This window comes from Paraglaciecola sp. G1-13 (assembly GCF_055809255.1).
Genome location: NZ_CM147903.1, coordinates 4051384 through 4070151, shown reverse-complemented (window position 1 = coordinate 4070151; position 18768 = coordinate 4051384). Strand labels below are relative to the sequence as shown.

Annotated in this window: 15 protein-coding genes; 7 read left to right on the top strand and 8 right to left on the bottom strand. The window is 45.5% G+C overall.

From position 1 onward, the window contains the following. Positions 1–431 precede the first annotated feature (431 nt). Positions 432–1313, top strand: a complete 882-nt coding sequence (locus AC0L6N_RS17210) for an SDH family Clp fold serine proteinase (RefSeq protein ID WP_473476289.1) — start codon at positions 432–434, stop codon at positions 1311–1313. Positions 1314–1328: 15 nt separating this feature from the next. Continuing rightward, a complete protein-coding gene (locus AC0L6N_RS17205) occupies positions 1329–1496 on the top strand; it encodes a hypothetical protein (RefSeq protein WP_473476288.1) in 168 nt (55 codons plus the stop codon). Between the two features lie 356 nt (positions 1497–1852). On the opposite strand, the gene AC0L6N_RS17200 is transcribed toward AC0L6N_RS17205, so the two are convergent. From AC0L6N_RS17200 to AC0L6N_RS17185, 4 genes are all read right to left on the bottom strand, one after another. Further along, complete coding sequence (locus AC0L6N_RS17200; protein ID WP_473476286.1) at positions 1853–2137, bottom strand: type II toxin-antitoxin system RelE/ParE family toxin; 285 nt, start codon at positions 2135–2137, stop codon at positions 1853–1855. Further along, on the bottom strand, positions 2118–2405 hold the full coding sequence (locus AC0L6N_RS17195) for a type II toxin-antitoxin system ParD family antitoxin (protein WP_473476285.1): 288 nt from the start codon (positions 2403–2405) through the stop codon (positions 2118–2120). The genes AC0L6N_RS17200 and AC0L6N_RS17195 overlap by 20 nt, the downstream gene beginning before the upstream one ends. 701 nt (positions 2406–3106) lie before the next feature. Next, positions 3107–4753: a chaperonin GroEL gene (groL, locus tag AC0L6N_RS17190; protein ID WP_473476282.1), complete on the bottom strand. Its 1647-nt coding sequence runs from the start codon at positions 4751–4753 to the stop codon at positions 3107–3109. A gap of 34 nt (positions 4754–4787) precedes the next feature. Next, positions 4788–5078 (bottom strand): co-chaperone GroES, encoded by a 291-nt coding sequence (locus tag AC0L6N_RS17185; protein ID WP_006991724.1) that lies wholly within the window; start codon positions 5076–5078, stop codon positions 4788–4790. A gap of 416 nt (positions 5079–5494) precedes the next feature. On the opposite strand from AC0L6N_RS17185, the gene AC0L6N_RS17180 reads away from it, so the two are divergent. Further along, positions 5495–6163 carry a DsbA family oxidoreductase gene (locus tag AC0L6N_RS17180; protein WP_473476280.1) on the top strand — a complete coding sequence of 223 codons (669 nt, stop codon included), beginning with the start codon at positions 5495–5497 and terminating at the stop codon, positions 6161–6163. Between the two features lie 156 nt (positions 6164–6319). Here AC0L6N_RS17180 and AC0L6N_RS17175 read toward each other — a convergent pair whose 3' ends face one another. The 3 genes from AC0L6N_RS17175 to gltB form a co-directional block, all read right to left on the bottom strand. Further along, positions 6320–7486, bottom strand: a complete 1167-nt coding sequence (locus AC0L6N_RS17175; protein ID WP_473476278.1) for an iron-containing alcohol dehydrogenase — start codon at positions 7484–7486, stop codon at positions 6320–6322. A 234-nt stretch (positions 7487–7720) separates the two neighbouring features. Continuing rightward, positions 7721–9136: an FAD-dependent oxidoreductase gene (locus tag AC0L6N_RS17170; protein ID WP_473476275.1), complete on the bottom strand. Its 1416-nt coding sequence runs from the start codon at positions 9134–9136 to the stop codon at positions 7721–7723. A gap of 19 nt (positions 9137–9155) precedes the next feature. After that, positions 9156–13622 carry a glutamate synthase large subunit gene (gene gltB / locus AC0L6N_RS17165; protein ID WP_473476273.1) on the bottom strand — a complete coding sequence of 1489 codons (4467 nt, stop codon included), beginning with the start codon at positions 13620–13622 and terminating at the stop codon, positions 9156–9158. 630 nt (positions 13623–14252) lie between these two features. Between gltB and arcB the strand changes: the two genes are divergently transcribed. The 4 genes from arcB to rplI all read left to right on the top strand — a co-directional run bounded on the left by arcB (position 14253) and on the right by rplI (position 17937). Next, positions 14253–16598 carry an aerobic respiration two-component sensor histidine kinase ArcB gene (gene arcB, locus AC0L6N_RS17160; RefSeq protein WP_473476272.1) on the top strand — a complete coding sequence of 782 codons (2346 nt, stop codon included), beginning with the start codon at positions 14253–14255 and terminating at the stop codon, positions 16596–16598. 216 nt (positions 16599–16814) lie between these two features. Next, a complete protein-coding gene (gene rpsF, locus AC0L6N_RS17155) occupies positions 16815–17219 on the top strand; it encodes a 30S ribosomal protein S6 (RefSeq protein ID WP_191917690.1) in 405 nt (134 codons plus the stop codon). An 11-nt stretch (positions 17220–17230) separates the two neighbouring features. After that, positions 17231–17458 carry a 30S ribosomal protein S18 gene (gene rpsR / locus AC0L6N_RS17150; RefSeq protein WP_006991716.1) on the top strand — a complete coding sequence of 76 codons (228 nt, stop codon included), beginning with the start codon at positions 17231–17233 and terminating at the stop codon, positions 17456–17458. Positions 17459–17484: 26 nt separating this feature from the next. Beyond that, positions 17485–17937 carry a 50S ribosomal protein L9 gene (rplI, locus tag AC0L6N_RS17145; protein WP_011576461.1) on the top strand — a complete coding sequence of 151 codons (453 nt, stop codon included), beginning with the start codon at positions 17485–17487 and terminating at the stop codon, positions 17935–17937. Between the two features lie 73 nt (positions 17938–18010). On the opposite strand, the gene AC0L6N_RS17140 is transcribed toward rplI, so the two are convergent. Further along, positions 18011–18742: an MOSC domain-containing protein gene (locus tag AC0L6N_RS17140; protein ID WP_473476268.1), complete on the bottom strand. Its 732-nt coding sequence runs from the start codon at positions 18740–18742 to the stop codon at positions 18011–18013. Positions 18743–18768 lie beyond the last annotated feature (26 nt).

Below are 18768 nucleotides of genomic sequence, written 5' to 3'. Positions count from 1 at the left end.
CAAACTTTGAGGACATAGTCGCTGTTTTACGTTTTTTACGACTCATACACTCCCAATAACGACTGCGATTTGTCTAATGACAATAAAAGACCGAAATAAAGGACTTCTTTTAGACCTACATACGCATGCGAACCTTTTATAAAGCTGGGGCAGATTACATCACACCGTGTGAACAACCTTGCAAGCCCTAAAATACCTTCTCCAAGGAAATTATGGCTGAGAATTTTGTTATGGGTGTCTTTGTAATTGTTCATGAGTTAGGGAAAACGATGTTTTATGGGGGCTGCTTGAAAGGGCATAAGCTAATTCAACTAAAGAATGTTGTAGATAAAGCAATCAACTGTGTATAATCCTGCGCCATGTTATTAAGCTTGTAAAATTTATTAACTGTAGTGTAAGTTAGTAAGTGATCGATAACTTCAAGGACGATTATGAATAATGTAAACGGCTCGGTTGATACTTTTTTAGGGCTCAAAATCGGGCAGATTCAGAAGAATCATTTTCCTAGGCATGATATTTTGGTCTATTACGGCCCTATCGAGTTTTGGTCTAAGAATCCATTCCGTAATCAACTCGAGGGTTGTGCGTCTGATGAAAATAAGAATGACAGATTACTGATAATTTTACAGACTGGCGGAGGCTCTGCTGAGACAGTTGAAAAGATGGTCGAGATGTCTCGAAATTTTTATGACTGCGTCGATTTTCTTGTACCAGACGTAGCGATGTCTGCTGGAACAATTTGGTGTATGTCTGGCGATAAGATTTATATGGATTATTCATCGTCGCTCGGCCCAATAGATCCTCAAGTTCAAAATAACGAGGGGAAATGGGTACCCGCACTAGGTTATTTGGATAAGTGCAACGAGTTAATTCAAAAAAGTATTGGCCATCCACTCAGTAATGCAGAACTTGTCATGCTAAATAGTTTAGACCTAGCATCGTTGAGACATTATGAACAAGCTCGAGACCTTTCTACTTCACTTCTCAAGAAGTGGTTAGTTGAATTTAAGTTCAAAGACTGGAAGGTGCATCGCACTTCCCCAGACAAGATTGGACAACCTGTGACGGATGATGAGAAAAGGGCTAGGGCAGAAGAAATCGCGACTATACTCAGCAATAATAATAGATGGCATAGCCACAGCAGAATGATAAGCCTCAAAACTCTACAAGAAGAGTTAAGGCTCGAAATTGATGATTACTCCGATGACAAAGATTTGAGAGGGTCAATAAATTTACTGCACGATTTTTGCAATGACTATTTGCACAAAATGGGAAAAGCCGTTTTAGTCGGCTCTAAACACAGCGTTATTTAGTAGGAAGGTTTAACTATGAGTGATTTAGCATTAGAACTTGAAAAAATAATTGAAGCAAAAAAGCAACAGAGCAGTGATATTCGACAGCAATTAGACTTTCTCAAGAAAGCACAGGACAGTGGATTAATCAAAAAACCTGAGTTCAATCTCGCCAGCGTTGTTAACGTAGCTACTGCTATGTGAAAAGCTTAAATTTACTAAAGAGCGTCTCAGCGACGGGGCGTCTTTTAGTTAAATTCAGAGAGAGTAGTTCGCCAATGAAGCTTACGTAGATACCCTTCTTAAAAATTAAATAAATAATTTTCCAGTTTTAAGAAAAAATATCTACAAGAATAGTGAGTGTTTTATCAGAATAATTGTGGATTTTTGCTTGAATACTGAACGTTAAAGAAGGATATGCGCTTGACATCATTCATCAGTTTCTCCGGACCTTCGGCATAGTAGAAGTGTTTTTAAAACTCAGTGGTTCACTGTATCCATTAAGTGCTAACGCCCCCTAATTTTTCCAAAATCGGGCTTAATTTATTATTGTCTTATCCTCACGAATACAGGGCTTTGTTGTAGTCTATGTGCCACACCAACCCTTCATCACTTACTTGATAGAACACAATATGCTTTTCTACAGGAAAGCTTTTTGCTCCATGATAAACATCATCTCTTTCTCGACCAAAATCTGGATATTGAGCTAGTTTCGATAATGCGGATTCAATGGTTTGGGCATACATCTTTGCCTGCAGACTTCCCCAAGCCTCAATCGTTGTTGATATTATTTTAAATAGATCATTTTCGGCTAGAGGGGATAGTTTATAGCTCGGCGTTGTCATTATTGTTCGCTGACTTACTAGCTACCGAGTGAGAAGCTTGTTCAAATATATCCATTACACTGCTATTTGATGATTCGCCAGCAGCTAGCTGCTCGAAGCCCCTAGCGACTTCTTCGCGTAATATTTTCAGTTGCTGGTCTTTAGCAACGTCTTTTTCAAATAACAGCCTCAGACCATCACGGATCACTTCACTTGCGGAGGTATACAGACCATCAGATACTTTTTCAGTGATCCTTCTTTCAAACTCTTTACCTAACGTAATATTCATCACTAACACTCCAATCATTGATGCTCACATTGTGCGCACGATATGCACCTGATTCAAGTTTTCGTAGAATAAAGCGACTAGTAAATGTGTATTCTTTGGCGACGAAGTCGCTGCTTTTGCCTTTCTGCGACTCATACTTTCCCGGTGACGATAGCGACTTGTCAGATGGCCAGACAGGGACGTCTGGACAAGGCGTGTTGCTTTACAGGGATGTTTCCTCACGCCGTTTTGACAATAAAGGCGCTCTTGTTAGCGGATCAGAAAGTGTGCTGGAGCCGGCTTCTTTCTGGTGACTCTTTCTTAGCTGTTGAAGAAAGAGTTACTCGAGCCGCGGGACGCGGTTTGAAAATACGTCATGGATGACGTGGGCGAAGCGCATAAGGTGAGCGAAGCCCATAAGGTGAGCGCAGCTCATAAGGTGCACGTAGTGCATAAAGTAGCTGAAAGCCATAAATAAGCGAAGCGCATAAAGTTCGCGAAGCGAATGCCCCGCACGCGCAGCGTGTAAAGGTGGCCGAAGGCCATAACGTGAGCGCAGCTCATAAGTAAGCAACGCGCATAGTGTGCGCAGCACATAAGTAAGCAAAGCGCATAGTGTGCGCAGCATGTAAAGGTGGCCGCAGGCCATAAAAAACAAGCAATAAAAAACCCGCCGAGGCGGGTTTTCTAAGATTTCAAAGCGGAGCTTTGAGAAACATGATTTACATCATGCCGCCCATTCCACCCATACCACCCATGCCGCCCATATCAGGCATTGCAGGTGCATCATCTTTCGGTGCTTCAGCGATCATCGCTTCAGTTGTGATCATCAAGCTTGCGATTGATGCTGCGAACTGTAGTGCAGAACGCGTTACTTTAGTTGGGTCAAGGATACCCATCTCTAGCATATCGCCGTATGTGTCGTTACCAGCGTTGTAACCGTAGTTGTCAGCGCCATTTTTAACAGCGTTTGTGACGACTGATGCTTCTGCACCGGCGTTAGCGGCGATTTGACGCATTGGCGATTCCATTGCGCGAAGTAGCAATTTAATGCCGTGTGTTTGGTCTTCGTTGTCGCCTTGAAGGTCAACAATTTTAGACGCGGCACGTACTAGTGCAACACCACCACCGGCTACTACGCCTTCTTCAACCGCTGCGCGAGTTGCGTGTAGTGCATCTTCAACGCGGTCTTTCTTCTCTTTCATTTCAACTTCAGTGGCTGCGCCAACTTTGATAACCGCAACACCGCCAGCTAGTTTAGCTAGACGCTCTTGAAGCTTCTCTTTGTCGTAGTCTGAGCTTGATTCTTCGATTTGAGCGCGTATTTGAGCAACACGGCCTTGGATCGCTTCTTCTTCGCCAGCACCGTCAACCACTGTGGTGTTGTCTTTGTTGATAACAACACGCTTAGCTGTGCCTAAATCTTCTAGGGTCACTTTTTCAAGCTCTAGACCGATTTCTTCAGAAATCACAGTACCGCCTGTTAAGGTGGCAAGATCTTGAAGCATGGCTTTACGCCGGTCACCGAAACCTGGTGCTTTAACAGCAGCCACTTTAACGATACCGCGCATGTTGTTCACAACTAGCGTAGCAAGTGCTTCACCTTCAACGTCTTCAGCGATGATTAACAAAGGCTTAGAGGCTTTTGCTACTGCTTCAAGAGTCGGTAGTAATTCACGAATGTTAGATACTTTTTTGTCAACCAATAGGATGAACGGGCTGTCAAGTTCTACAGTGCCGTTTTCTTGGTTGTTCATGAAGTATGGAGATAGGTAACCACGGTCGAACTGCATACCTTCTACCACTTCTAGTTCGTTTTGTAGAGATTGGCCTTCTTCAACTGTGATAACGCCTTCTTTGCCTACTTTGTCCATTGCTTCAGCGATAAGGTCGCCTACTTCAGTGTCAGAGTTAGCAGAGATAGTACCTACTTGGGCAATTGCTTTGCTGTCTGCACATGGAACAGAAAGGGTTTTAAGCTGTTCAACCGCAGCAATAACTGCTTTGTCGATACCACGCTTAAGATCCATTGGGTTCATACCTGCTGCAACGGCTTTTAGGCCTTCAGTCACGATAGACTGTGCAAGTACGGTTGCGGTAGTTGTTCCGTCACCGGCTTCGTCATTGGCTTTAGAAGCAACTTCTTTCACCATTTGAGCGCCCATGTTTTCGAATTTATCTTCTAATTCGATTTCTTTGGCTACTGATACACCATCTTTAGTGATGGTAGGTGCGCCGAATGACTTGTCTAACACTACGTTACGGCCTTTAGGACCTAGGGTAACTTTTACTGCGTTAGCTAGAATGTTAACGCCTGCTAGCATTTTTACGCGAGCGTCATCAGAAAAACGTACTTCTTTTGCTGCCATGATATTAATTCCTCTAAATTTGGTTAACGGTTGATTATTCGACTACTGCTAGGATGTCGTTTTCGCTAAGGATCAATACTTCTTCGCCGTCTAGCTTCTCTGTTTTCACGCCGTAACCGTCGTTAAAAATAACGATGTCGCCGATTTTAACGTCAACAGCTTTCACTTCGCCGTTATCAAGTGTGCGACCATTGCCGACAGCGATAACTTCACCGCGAGTTGATTTTTCTGCTGCTGAGCCCGTTAATACGATGCCGCCGGCAGATTTGCTTTCTTGTTCGTGACGCTTAACGATAACGCGATCGTTTAAAGGACGAATTGCCATTTTCAAATCTCCTGAAAATTCCAATGTTAATAAAGGTTTAAGTTGCCGATTACTCGGACGGTTAAAATGAGCATGGTTTTCACCTTACTCAGAAATTTGTTCTGCGGTCATAAATGGGGTTAGGGGAAATTATCTCAAGTTAAATCGTCAAAAATTTCGTGTTTTTTTACGAAAAGTGCATTTTTTTTTCATTTACCACGGTCTTGCTACTTAGCCCGCTAAGATTCATCGGCATTTTGATGGGCTGATGCTTGCGCCTACATGCCTTTATCTTTGTGAATGCGACCGAATGATTGACTGGCTTTAAAAATGTGTTTTTGGTTGTTGCGCTTGAATATCAGCAAAGCAAGACCAATCTAATGGTTATTAAACGGCAACACGCTACTGTGTTTTGCTGAGCAATTAGGAGTTAAATTATGGCTACCCCCCTTAAAATAGATATCGTTTCTGACGTGTCGTGCCCATGGTGCATCATAGGTTATAAAGCCTTGGATGAAGCACTAGGCAAACTTGACGGTAAAGTTGCAGCGGATATCACTTGGCAGCCGTTCGAATTGAATCCGAACATGCCCCCAGAGGGCCAAGAAATTGTTGAGCATATCACCGAGAAATACGGCATCAGTGTTGAACAAAGTGAGCAGAACCGCGAAATGATTAAGCAGCGCGGCCTAGATGTGGGTTACGAGTTTGGTAATCGAGGCGGTGGTCGTATTTACAATACCTTCGATGCGCACAGGTTGTTGCACTGGGCAGAAGAGGCAGGCAAACAAACAGAGCTTAAGTTGGCCTTGTTCGATTTGTACTTCAAAGAAAGTGGTGACCCAAGTAACCACGAGCAATTGCTCGCTGTGGTTGAGCGTGTTGGGCTTGATAAAGTCGCTGCCCAAGAAGTATTGACCTCGGGTAAGTACACCCAAGAGGTGCGCGAAGCACAGCACTTATACCAATCTAATGGGATTAGTTCAGTCCCTGCGGTTATCGTGAACAACAAACATTTGATCAGTGGCGGTCAGCCTGCTTCCGTGTTTGAGCAAGCATTAACGCAGATTGCCCAAGAAGTGGAAGCTGATAATGTAAACGCCTAACACTCGCTAGCGCGATTGCTGAGTCGATACGTCGGTAATAGATGAGTAAGTAATTAATAAATCAGCAATAAAGAAAAAAGGAGCCTAGGCTCCTTTTTTGTTGGGTACTTTTCTAACGATAACGACAAAGGTAACGATCAAGGTTGCCGCAGCTGCCTATTTACTATCCCAAGCGGTTTTATACAGCGCGATGATTTCATCTTTACTTGCCAAGCGTGGGTTGTTGTTCGGCGAGCCCGAGGCAAGGGCTTGTTCAGCCATTAACGCCAAGGTGTTATTGAACATATCTTTTTGTACGCCAAACTCTGCTAACGTTGGAACCTTCAATGTCGTATTAATAAGCCTGAGTTGGCTAAGCAGTGCTTGGTGCGCTTGGTTTTCATCTGCAAAGTCATTCACCAATCCCATATACAGTGCGCACTGGGCATAGCGTGTAGGGGCGCTGCTGATGGAGTATTCCGTGACGGTGGGCAGCAACATGGCGTTACTTAGCCCATGGGGGACATGAAAATGCACCCCCAATGGGCGGCTCATACCATGCACTAAGGCAACAGAGGCGTTTGAAAAGGCGACACCAGCAAGGGTCGCCCCGAGCATAACGGCTTCCCGGGCTTGCAAATCTGTCGGGTCTTGACAGGTGCGCAGTAAATTCTGCCCAATGAGTTTCATGGCGGCGATGGCCTGCTGATCGCTAAACAGATTCGCTTTGCGACTCACGTACGCTTCTATTGCATGGGTGAGGGCATCAATGCCTGTATCAGCAGCGATGCGCATGGGCAAGCTCAGGGTGAGTTCGTAATCCACTATGGCAGCCATGGGCATTAAGCCTGGCCCCATGCATAGCATTTTCTCGTCTGTGCTGGCATCGGTAATGATGGTGGCTTGGGTCGCTTCTGAGCCGGTGCCTGCGGTGGTAGGAATAGCAATCACTGGCATGCTACGCATATGAACCGTGCGGGGCATTTTGTAATCGCGCATGGTGCCGCCGTGGGTCGCTAATAATGCAATCGCTTTGGCAGTATCAATGGCGCTGCCGCCCCCTAATGCTAGCAAGCAATCGTATTTTTCCTGACGAACCAAATGGACCGCAGGCAGGATGGAATCTTCACTTGGCTCAGCCATGGTCTCGCTAAATAGGCCGTAATCTATGTTTTGCGCTTTTAGTAAGGTAGTGATCTTATCGGTATAGCCAAGGGTGACCATAGTGGCGTCGGTGATGATGCACGGGTATTGGCAGCCAAGGCTTTCAAGGATCGCGGGTAGAGCGTTAATGGCGCCTGCGCCAATTTGCATGATGTTGGGTAGAGTAATCGTGGTCGTCATAGCGCTAATACCTCAATAAGTCATGTGTTTACGCTAACCCATGATCATCAGTAGCGCCATATACAAATATTGTATTGGGTATTTTTTAGGCTAATGGACTAAGTGTGAGTTTTACTGATAAGTGGCAAAGTGAATAGGGTATCGCGCGGTGCCCAAATGACGAAAAAGAGCCACAAAAAAAGGAGCCTAAGCTCCTTTTTATTCAGTGTGGTACGTCAGTAGACTTCGGGCCGCTTACACGCCCATGTAGTCGAGCATACCTTCTGCGGCTTCGCGGCCTTCGAAAATAGCAGTAACGACTAGATCAGAGCCTCGCACCATATCGCCACCAGAGAAGATCTTAGGATTAGACGTTTGAAATGCATACTTTCCTTTAGCAGGAGCGCGTACACGACCCTTTTCATCCAGGATAATACCGTAGTCACCAAACCAGCCCGCAGGGCTAGGCTGAAAGCCAAACGCGATGATGACTGCGTCAGCTTCAATGACATGTTCTGAGCCTTCGATGACAACAGGACGACGACGGCCTTCTGCATCCGGCTCGCCCATTTCGGTTTTCACGCAGCGTACGCCACACGCATTACCATTGGCGTCAAGTTCGATATCCAGCGGTTGTACGTTAAAGGTGAATTCAACACCTTCTTCTTTGGCGTTAACTACTTCACGGCGTGAACCAGGCATGCTGTCTTCATCACGACGATAGGCACAGATAACATCTGTGGCACCTTGGCGAATAGATGTGCGTACGCAATCCATAGTGGTATCACCACCGCCCAACACCACGACCTTTTTGCCTTTCATATCAACGAATTCATCCGCTGATTTTTCAAAGTTAAGGTGACGGTTAATGTTGGCAATCAAGAAGGGCAGGGCTTCGTAAACACCCGGTGCGCCTTCATTCGCAAAACCACCTTGCATTGGCTTGTACGTCCCCATGCCTAAGAACACGGAATCGTATTCATCAAGCAAGGTTTGAAAGTCGATGTCTTTGCCGATTTCAGTGTTGAGTACAAACTCGACGCCCATTTCAGTGAAAATTTCACGACGACGGGTGATCACGTCTTTCTCAAGCTTAAAGGCCGGAATACCAAAGGTCAGCAAGCCGCCGATTTCTGGGTATTTATCATACACAACGGGTTTAACGCCATTACGTACTAGAATATCCGCACAGGCAAGGCCAGCAGGCCCAGCACCGACAATGGCGACTTTCTTGTTGGTGGCTACAACACCTGACATGTCAGGACGCCAGCCCATCTGAAAGGCGGTATCAGTAATGTATTTTTCAATACTGCCAATGGTGACGGCACCAAAGTCATCGTTTAAGGTACACGCGCCTTCACATAAACGGTCTTGTGGACAAACGCGGCCACAGACTTCAGGCAAACTGTTGGTTTTGTGAGAAAGCTCAGCCGCTTCTAAAATTTTCCCTTGGTTGGCTAATTCGAGCCACTGAGGGATAAAGTTATGCACTGGGCATTTCCATTCACAATACGGGTTACCGCAATCTAAACAGCGGTCAGCTTGACCCTCTGTTTGCGATTGGGTCAAAGGCTGATAGATTTCAGCGAATTCTGCTTTACGAACAACGATCGGCTTTTTCGGCGGGTCGATACGTTCTACGTCAACAAATTGGTATACGTTTTTAGACATATGATTCTCGTCCTGCTACTTATTGGGCCTGAATGCTAAGTTCTGATGATGAGCGACTAATGTGCCCCAACAGATTTTTCACATTACTGGTCTTAGGCTTAATTAAGCGGAATTTAGACAACACTTCATTGAAGTTGTTGAGCAAGCCCATGGCGTACTCGCTGCCTGTTTCTTCGTAGTGTTGATTGATGAGGCCACGCAAGTGCTCAGACAAAATAACCTTGTCTTCAATGCCCATAATCTCCACTAGTTCAGGGTTGATACGATGTTCAATATCGTCTAATTCATCCAGAATGTAGGCAAAACCACCTGTCATACCGGCACCAAAGTTAACGCCAACGGCGCCAAGGACCGCAACAATGCCGCCTGTCATGTATTCACACGCGTTGTCACCTGTACCTTCTACAACCGCGACAGCACCTGAGTTACGGACACCGAAGCGCTCACCTGCACGTCCCGCAGCGAACAATTTGCCGCCTGTTGCACCGTACAAACAAGTGTTACCCATTATCGCGCTAACATGTGGGTCAAAGCTGATGTTGGTTGGGTTACTGATAACCAATTTACCACCTGTCATGCCTTTGCCTACATAATCGTTGGCATCGCCCACTAGGTGCATTTCAAGGCCACCCGCGTTCCATACACCAAAGCTTTGACCGACTGTACCGGTAAGCTGAATGTGAATAGGCGCGTCGTGCATGCCTTGGTTACCATGTACTTTAGCAATAGCACCAGAGAGCATGGCACCCACTGAACGGTCAGTGTTGCGAACGTTGTACTTTAATGATGCACCGCGCAATGAAGCGACGGCACCTTGAGCGTCATTTAAAATTTGTACGTTCAAGTCGCCTTTATCCAGAGGGTTATTGGCAATTTCTGAACAGAACAACTTGGTATGCGTACCCGCTTTAGGCTTAGCCAAAATAGGGCTTAAGTCCAAATGGCTTTGCTTGGCGGTTACACCAGGCAGTATTTCAAGCAATTCAGTACGTCCAATCAAGTCATCAAGCTTGGTTACACCAATTGATGCCATGATTTCACGCACTTCTTCGGCAATAAACTTGAAGTAGTTCATTACCATTTCGGGTAAACCAATGAAGTAGTTCTCCCGTAGTTTTTCGTCTTGGGTTGCTACGCCTGTCGCACAGTTGTTCAGGTGGCAAATTCTTAGGTATTTACAGCCTAGCGCTACCATTGGGCCAGTACCAAAGCCGAAGCTTTCAGCCCCCAAAATGGCGCCTTTTATTACATCTAGACCGGTTTTAAGGCCGCCGTCGGTTTGTACGCGTACTTTATGGCGTAAACCGTTTTCAACCAGCGCTTGTTGGGTTTCAGCAAGGCCAAGCTCAAACGGACTACCAGCATACTTAACAGACGTTAGTGGGCTCGCACCTGTGCCGCCGTCATAACCTGAAATGGTAATCAAATCGGCATAGGCTTTAGCAACACCGGTAGCGATGGTTCCCACGCCCGGCTCAGATACTAATTTCACTGAAATTTGCGCAGTCGGGTTAACTTGTTTCAAGTCAAAAATTAACTGAGCTAAATCTTCGATAGAGTAAATATCGTGATGAGGCGGCGGTGAAATAAGCGTCACGCCTGGCACGGCAAAGCGTAGCTCTGCGATGTAGCTGTTGACCTTGTCACCCGGTAACTGACCACCTTCACCTGGCTTGGCACCTTGGGCGACTTTGATTTGAATCACTTCAGCATTGACTAAGTAATGCGGCGTGACCCCAAAGCGACCGGATGCAACTTGCTTGATCTTGGAGTTTTTCTCAGTGTTGAAACGCGCTGGATCTTCACCGCCCTCACCTGAGTTTGATTTGCCACCTAAGCGGTTCATCGCAATCGCCAAGGCTTCGTGAGCCTCAGGGCTCAGTGCTCCGATTGACATAGCAGCGGTATCGAAACGCTTGAATAAGTTTTCAGCCGGTTCAACTTCGCTAATATCAATTGCTGGACTTTGCGCTTTAAGGGCAAGCAAATCACGGAAGTGACTGGGGGAGCGTTCATTCACCAGAGTACTAAACACGCGATAATCGTCGTACTTACCACTGACAACCGCTTTTTGTAAGCTGGTGACAACGTCTGGGTTGTAAGCGTGATACTCACCGCCATGCACGTATTTTAATAAACCACCGTGATCGACAGGCTTGCGTTTTAACCAAGCCACACGGCTTAAGTTAATTTGGTCTTGTTCGAAGTCTTCAAAACCAGCGCCTTGTAAACGACTTGGCACGCCTTGGAAGCACATCTTGGTGACGTCAGCATTGATACCAATGGCTTCGAATAACTTTGAGCTACGGTAGCTGGCAATGGTGCTGATCCCCATTTTAGACATGATCTTGTACAGACCTTTATTAATGCCTTTACGGTAGTTCAACACGCCTTGCATAGCGCTGACACCAAGTTCACCTTTATCTGCCATTTGCTCGATAGATTCATACGCTAAGAACGGATAAATCGCAGTAGCACCTAAGCCTAGCAATACGGCAAAGTGGTGTGGGTCACGAGCCGATGCGGTTTCAACGACTATGTTGGCGTCACAACGAAGTGATTTGTCGATTAAGCGACGTTGCACCGCACCAACAGCCATGGCTGCAGGGATGGTTAAGCGGTTCGCTTTGACATTGCGGTCAGACAAGATAACAAACGCAGCACGTTTAGTTTTGACCAAATATTCGACTTCATTACAAATGCGAGAGATGGCTTTTTTCAGACCTTCTTCCGGCTTGTAGTTTAGGTCAACCACTTCAGAATAATAATGCTCAGCATTGTATTCGCGCAGTTGCTTTAAGTCGGTATAAATTAATACGGGTGAGTCAAACAATACACGATGAGCGTAACCTGAGGTTTCACTAAAGACGTTTTGTTCACGGCCAATACACGTGGCTAACGACATAACGTGATTTTCGCGTAATGGATCGATAGGCGGGTTAGTGACTTGGGCAAATTGCTGACGGAAATAATCGTAAATGGTGCGCTGTTTTGATGAAAGCACGGCCATTGGGGTGTCATCACCCATAGAACCCACTGCTTCTTGACCATCTTTCGCAAGCACTTTAACAATTTGCTGAAGCTCTTCGTAGCTGTAGGCGAACAGCTTGTGGTACGTGGCCATCATGTTGTCGTCAAACACGCGTTGACCAATCAATGACGCATCGCATTGCTCCACAGGCGTTAAGCGACGAATGTTTTCGTCGATCCATTCGCGATAAGGATGGCGGCTTTTGAGCTCTTCATCAATTTCGTTAGAACGCCAAATTTTGCCGTTGTAGGTATCAACCGCCAGCATTTCACCTGGGCCTACACGGCCTTTCTCGACCACGTCTTCAGGTTTGTAATCCCATATACCAATTTCAGAGGCAAGGGTAATCAAACCATCTTTGGTGATGACATAACGTGCAGGACGCAGACCGTTACGGTCCAAGTTGCAGGCAACGTGACGACCATTGGTCAATACGATACCGGCGGGGCCGTCCCATGGCTCCATGTGCATGGAGTTAAACTCGTAAAACGCGCGTAACTCGTCGTCCATGGTGCTGTTATTTTGATATGCAGGTGGCACAAGTAAACGCATGGCGCGGAATAAATCCATACCGCCAGCGAGGAACAGCTCAAGCATGTTATCTAATGAAGACGAATCTGAGCCTTCAGTATTCACAAAGGGGGCTGCATCGGCTAAATCAGGCAACAACGGGGTAACGAATTTGCTGCTTCGGGCTTGCGCCCAATCACGGTTACCACGAATAGTGTTAATTTCACCATTATGAGCTAAGAAGCGGAAAGGCTGCGCCAATGGCCACTTAGGCAAAGTATTAGTGGAGAAGCGTTGGTGGAATACACAAATCGCCGATTGCATGCGCTCATCTGCCAAGTCTAAATAGAACTTTGGCAAATCTTTTGGCATAACAAGGCCTTTATACACAGTCACAAGCGTGGATAAGCAAGCGATGTAAAATTCGCTGTCTTCGCTCATGCGCTTTTCAGCGCGGCGACGTGCCATAAATAAGCGGCGTTCTAAGTCTCGTTTGCGCCATCCAGAAGGCGCATTAACAAAAACGTGCTCAATTTGTGGAACACCTGAAGCGGCTAAATCACCTAGTACAGAGTGATCTGTCGGGACCACACGCCAGCCAGCAACGCTCAATGTTTCGCGTTCTAGCTCTTCGTTCAAAATTTCACGGCCACGGGCCGCTAAGGTGTCGTCCTGATTGAGGAAAATAACCCCTACACCGTATTTTTTACTTAATTTCCAACCGTTTTCAGCGGCTATTTCTTTAAAGAACGCATCCGGTTTTTGAAGTAGCAAGCCGCAACCATCCCCGGTCTTACCGTCGGCGGCGATACCACCACGGTGCTGCATGCGATCCAATCCTTCAATTGCAGTGATGACAAGCTTGTGGCTGGCTTCGCCTTGGGTATGGGCGATTAGACCAAATCCACAGTTGTCTTTGGAATCATTAGGATTATATAAACTCATTGACGTAACTCCTTCAACCGACGACTGGTCAGGGTTGTGTTTTAGGTTGCTGCTGTATTTTTCTATAGCGCTCACGGGTAAACTTTGGCACACAAAAAAAGTGGCCTAATTGCGCCATGTCACGCTATGTATTCTTGTCGTTTTTATTATTGGGGATACCAGTCGAGTATCGAATATTTATACTAAGCAGGCCGTACAAAATACCGAGTTAAAATATATAAATCAATTGAGAAGTGCGAACTTGCTTGAAAAATCCTTACATTAAGTTGGGTTTTACTTATTAACTTCATGCTAAACAGTAGGTTAAGCCTATTCCATTTACTTGGTTATATCCTATGAAATAAAGGTAGTGTTTGCTGTAAAGTGTTAATAAATAGTTAATTTCAGCCTCCGCAAACACCCAGTTCTCCATTGTGATTAGAATAGTTATCCAAAAAAACTGCATAAAAAGTACGCGTATCGATGTGGGAACACTGCTAGAACCTGCCAACAGCGGTGAGATATCTCATTTACACACAGAATAAGCCTACTTGGATTGCCATCGGCCACCAACGATTATCAGTTGACCCTGTGGTCGAACTTGCTAGCATGTCGCGCTTACAGCCTTACATTTAGATTTGAGAGCGATACATGCAGCGAGAAGAATCAGTAGAACCTTGGGCCCTTCGATTCGCCCAGTTTATCAACCGTTTTGGCACCCTGCGTGTCAGCGTACTGTTCGTTATTCTGACCCTAGTGTTTACCATGACCGGTACGTACTTTTTGCGCATTTACATCATTGGTGATGTAAAGCTCGAAGACTTTATGAGTGCGATTATTCTGACTATAGTCAGTGCCCCATGGGTGTTATTTTTCTTCAGTGAGTTGGTTAAGCAGCTTGAGCGCTCCAGAGAGCACCTATCGGACGCAGTGACACAACTTGAACGGCTTCGCGAAGAAGATATTTTGCTTAGCCGAGAGCTACAAAACAATATTAAACAGTTAAATTACGAAATTGAGCAGCGCAAAAATGCACAAGAAGAACGTGAAAATGTATTTGTAGAACTAGAGAACGAAATTAAAGACAGGGCCGAAAAAGAAGAACAGGCTCTGCGTTTATCGACGTTATTACGCTCCATTATCGATGCCTCGCCTGATTTAATTTACTACCGCAATGAAGAAGGACAATTTGCCGGTTGCAACCGCGTCGCCGAGCAAATGACCGGACTGACTGAAGCTGAATTAATTGGTTTAACGCCGCACGAGGTGTGGGAAGAAGAGTTGGCTCGCCAAGTGGCGGCGAGTGACCAAGAAGTCTTAGAGAACGATGTCAGTATTACCGAAGAGATTTGGCTGCGCTTCGCCGATGGTCGCCGTGGGTATTTTGAAATGCGCAAGGTACCTTTTTACGACAAAGACAATAAACGCTTGGGATTATTAGCGTTTGGACGTGATATTACTGAGCGTAAACAAGCTGAGAATATTGTGGCTAAGGCGAGTAAAGATAAAACTAAATTTATCGCCACGATCAGTCATGAATTGCGTACGCCTTTAAACGGCATCGTCGGTTTAAGTCGCATGCTGCGTGACACCAAGCTGGATAAAGAACAATTTGCTTGGGTCAGTACGATTTATGCTAGCGGTATTACGTTAGGTAACATTTTCAATGACATTATTGATATTGACCGCATGGGACGTGACAAGCTTGAGCTGTCTCTAAAAACCGTATCTATCAAAGATTTTACAGAAGAATTGAGCAGCATTATTAAGTTACTTGCGGCAGATAAAGGCCTTGCTTTTGATACCGAGATAAGAGAGCCGCTTCCTGATTTTGTCGAAGTTGATGGCACTCGGTTACGTCAAATTCTGTGGAACTTACTGTTCAATGCGGTCAAGTTCACGCAAAAAGGCAAGGTCAGCCTGAGTGTGGAAGCGCAAACCTCAGGCGATGGTATCAGCCATGTGACCTTCCGTGTGGGCGATACCGGCGTGGGTATTCCGCAAACTGAGCTCGATAAAATATTCGCCATGTATTACCAAGTGAACTTGCCTGAGCATCAAAGTGCCACGGGCACAGGAATAGGTTTGGCTATCTGTCAGCAAATGGTGTCGCTGATGAACGGTGACATTAAAGTCAGCAGTGAAATAGGTAAAGGTACGTGCTTCTCGGTGGAGTTACCCTTGCCGATTAGTAATCGTCCGATGCAAGTGGAAGAGTTGCAAGTACGTGGCCTGAATATCTTGTTGGTAGAGGATATAGAGCTCAATGTAATGGTCGCAAAAGCGCTTTTAGAAAAACTTGATCAGCATGTTGATGTGGCGATGACAGGTGGCGAAGCGATTAAAATGGTACGCGATAAACAATACGATTTGATTCTGCTTGATATTCAACTACCAGACATGACGGGCTTTGATGTTGCAGCTACGTTGCATGAAGAAAGCTTGGTGGAGCAAACCAGTATCGTCGCTTTGACAGCGAATGTGATTAAGCGTCGTCAAGAATACCTTGATAGCGGTATGGATGATGTTATTGCTAAGCCGGTTAAAAAGAGCCGAATCATTGAAGTCTTTAATTCACTCTTTAGTGAACAGCCGTATGAGTCCCACAAACCCAAAGATGAAGAGCCTGATAAAGAGTTAGACGCAATATTGGATTTGGATTTACTGCAAATGTTGGTGGATACCATTGGCCATGAAATGGTCAGCACCAGTGTTAAAGTGTTCGAAGAGAATATGCCTGTTTATTTAGATATTTTGCAGCTCAGCTTAAGTGCCAGTGAAAAAGATGAAGTGTGCTCCCAAGCCCATAAGATAAAAGGCGCAGCTGGGTCTGTTGGCTTGGCTAGGGTGCAGAAAATTGCCAACCAAATACAGCAGGGCGATCACCCCGCATGGTGGGAAAATGTGCATGATTGGGTTGAAGAACTGACCTTTGCCGCCGAAGAAGATATGAAAAAACTTGGTGACTGGCTAACTAAGCAAGATATAGACGATTAAGGGAGAGAGCCGCGAAGTTAGGTGAGTCACTTTATTTAAATCGTCTCTATTTATCTAAACATCCCGTTTTATAGGGCATAAGCATAAATATAGCTTGTGCCCTTCGACCAGTTTATATACAATTCGCGCCGCTTAAAACAGTCACCTTAATTTTAGTTCCTTGTCTCCATACAGTTTGACTGTGCTGTCGAGGCTACAACCGTGAGGAGCAATATGATGCGTCATTACGAAATCGTATTCATGGTTCACCCTGACCAGAGTGAACAAGTTCCTGGTATGATCGAGCGTTATACCGGAATTCTTACCCAGAATGGTGGCACAATCCACCGCATGGAAGATTGGGGCCGTCGTCAATTGGCTTACCCTATCGACAAATTACATAAAGCACACTACGTACTTATCAACGCTGAAGCTTCTGCTGAAGCAGTTGAAGAGCTAGAGACTGCTTTCCGTTTCAACGACGTTGTATTGCGTAACCTTGTTATGCGTACAAAAGATGCTGAAACTGAGCAATCGCCAATGGCTAAAGAAGAGCGTCGTGAAAAGCGTGACGAAAGACCGTCTTCTGAAGACAAGTCTGCAGAACCAGAAGCAGCTACTGCTTCTGACGAACAAGAATAAGGAGACAAAAAATGGCTCGTTTTTTTAGACGTCGTAAATTCTGCCGTTTCTCAGCTGATGGTGTTGTTCAGATCGATTATAAAGACATCGCTATGTTGAAAAACTATGTCACTGAAAGTGGTAAAATCGTACCTAGCCGTATCACTGGAACTAGCGCTAAATATCAGCGTCAGTTGTCAACTGCTATCAAGCGCGCGCGCTTCCTAGCATTGCTTCCATATACTGATTCTCACAAGTAACCCTAGCGAAATTAAGAGGTAGCAAGATGGAAATCATACTACTAAACAAAGTCGCCAACCTGGGCGGCTTGGGTGACAATGTCACTGTAAAATCAGGCTATGCACGTAACTTCTTGTTCCCTCAAGGACAAGCTGTTCCTGCTACTAAAGCAAACGTAGAAAAATTTGAAGCACGTCGTGCAGAGCTTGAAGCAAAAATTGCTGAGCAGCTTGCAGCGGCAGAAGCTCGTGCAGCGAAAGTTGCTGAGTTGGCTGAAGTGACTATCGCTTCACCTGCTGGTGACGAAGGTAAATTGTTCGGATCTGTCGGTACTCGCGACATCGCATTGGCAATTACTGCCGCTGGTGTTGAGATTGCTAAATCTGAAGTTAAATTGCCTACTGGTACTTTACGTGAAACTGGCGAGTTCGAAATCGACCTACAGTTGCACTCAGAAGTAACGGCTACAATCAAATTGGTTATTATTCAAGAAGCTTAATTTAAGCCTGTTTGGATACTAAAAACACTGCCTAGTTGCATTGCACTAAGCGGTGTTTTTTTATGCCTGCAGTTTATTGATTATCGATACGGCGTAGTAGTTTTTGTTGCCATTCTGAGTCTAAGCCTATCGCATTGCTTATTTGGCGTAGTGAATCCGCTGACGTGTTTTGGTCAAAGTGCTGTTGAACAAAAGATGCCACTGATAAAGTTGCATTGGGACGCTCGACAAGTGTGATGCTGTCTCCTAATGTAACTACCCCGTTTTCAAGCACGCGATAGTACCAACCTGTGATCTGCCGGTTTTTAATGAGCTCGACTAAGCCTTTTTGATTCAGTTTTTCTTCAATCTTCCAGCAGGGAATGCGCGGGGAAGTCACCTGCACTGTAATTTCGCCAACGCGATATATATCGCCAATGTTGACGTTTTTATCATGCATATCGGTGCTTGCAAGGTTTTCACCAATGGAGCCCATTACCGCGGTCCTGTGCATCAAAGGGTGGCGCTTTATTATCGTTTCGTAACCACGCAGAGAATATTGGTGTAAAGCGCGCTCAGGGCCACCGTGGTAGCGTTTATCAACCTGAACGTCACCGACAATACCAAGGTGATTTACCTCTGCGCGCTTGACTGGTCGCTTATCAATGCCTGACGGGGCGTGTTTGGGGCCGATGGGGCGGGTAACACCTGTAAATAAACCTAGTACTTTCATATCGCTCTCGTTTTCATTGTCGCTAAACCCGTTGTACTCATTCGCATTTCTTTTTTGTAGCTTTAAACCTTTGTGAGGTAACCTGCGACTCACTTAGTAACCTAGCCAACGAAGATAGA

Bases quoted from the DNA above. Each gene is read 5' to 3' on its own strand.
- AC0L6N_RS17210 (WP_473476289.1), top strand. From the start codon at position 432: ATGAATAATGTAAACGGCTCGGTTGATACTTTTTTAGGGCTCAAAATC.
- rpsR (WP_006991716.1), top strand. From the start codon at position 17,231: ATGGCTCGTTTTTTTAGACGTCGTAAATTCTGCCGTTTCTCAGCTGAT.
- AC0L6N_RS17195 (WP_473476285.1), bottom strand. From the start codon at position 2,405: ATGAATATTACGTTAGGTAAAGAGTTTGAAAGAAGGATCACTGAAAAA.
- rpsF (WP_191917690.1), top strand. From the start codon at position 16,815: ATGCGTCATTACGAAATCGTATTCATGGTTCACCCTGACCAGAGTGAA.
- AC0L6N_RS17170 (WP_473476275.1), bottom strand. From the start codon at position 9,136: ATGTCTAAAAACGTATACCAATTTGTTGACGTAGAACGTATCGACCCG.
- groL (WP_473476282.1), bottom strand. From the start codon at position 4,753: ATGGCAGCAAAAGAAGTACGTTTTTCTGATGACGCTCGCGTAAAAATG.
- rplI (WP_011576461.1), top strand. From the start codon at position 17,485: ATGGAAATCATACTACTAAACAAAGTCGCCAACCTGGGCGGCTTGGGT.
- gltB (WP_473476273.1), bottom strand. From the start codon at position 13,622: ATGAGTTTATATAATCCTAATGATTCCAAAGACAACTGTGGATTTGGT.
- AC0L6N_RS17205 (WP_473476288.1), top strand. From the start codon at position 1,329: ATGAGTGATTTAGCATTAGAACTTGAAAAAATAATTGAAGCAAAAAAG.
- AC0L6N_RS17175 (WP_473476278.1), bottom strand. From the start codon at position 7,486: ATGACGACCACGATTACTCTACCCAACATCATGCAAATTGGCGCAGGC.
- AC0L6N_RS17185 (WP_006991724.1), bottom strand. From the start codon at position 5,078: ATGGCAATTCGTCCTTTAAACGATCGCGTTATCGTTAAGCGTCACGAA.
- arcB (WP_473476272.1), top strand. From the start codon at position 14,253: ATGCAGCGAGAAGAATCAGTAGAACCTTGGGCCCTTCGATTCGCCCAG.
- AC0L6N_RS17200 (WP_473476286.1), bottom strand. From the start codon at position 2,137: ATGACAACGCCGAGCTATAAACTATCCCCTCTAGCCGAAAATGATCTA.
- AC0L6N_RS17180 (WP_473476280.1), top strand. From the start codon at position 5,495: ATGGCTACCCCCCTTAAAATAGATATCGTTTCTGACGTGTCGTGCCCA.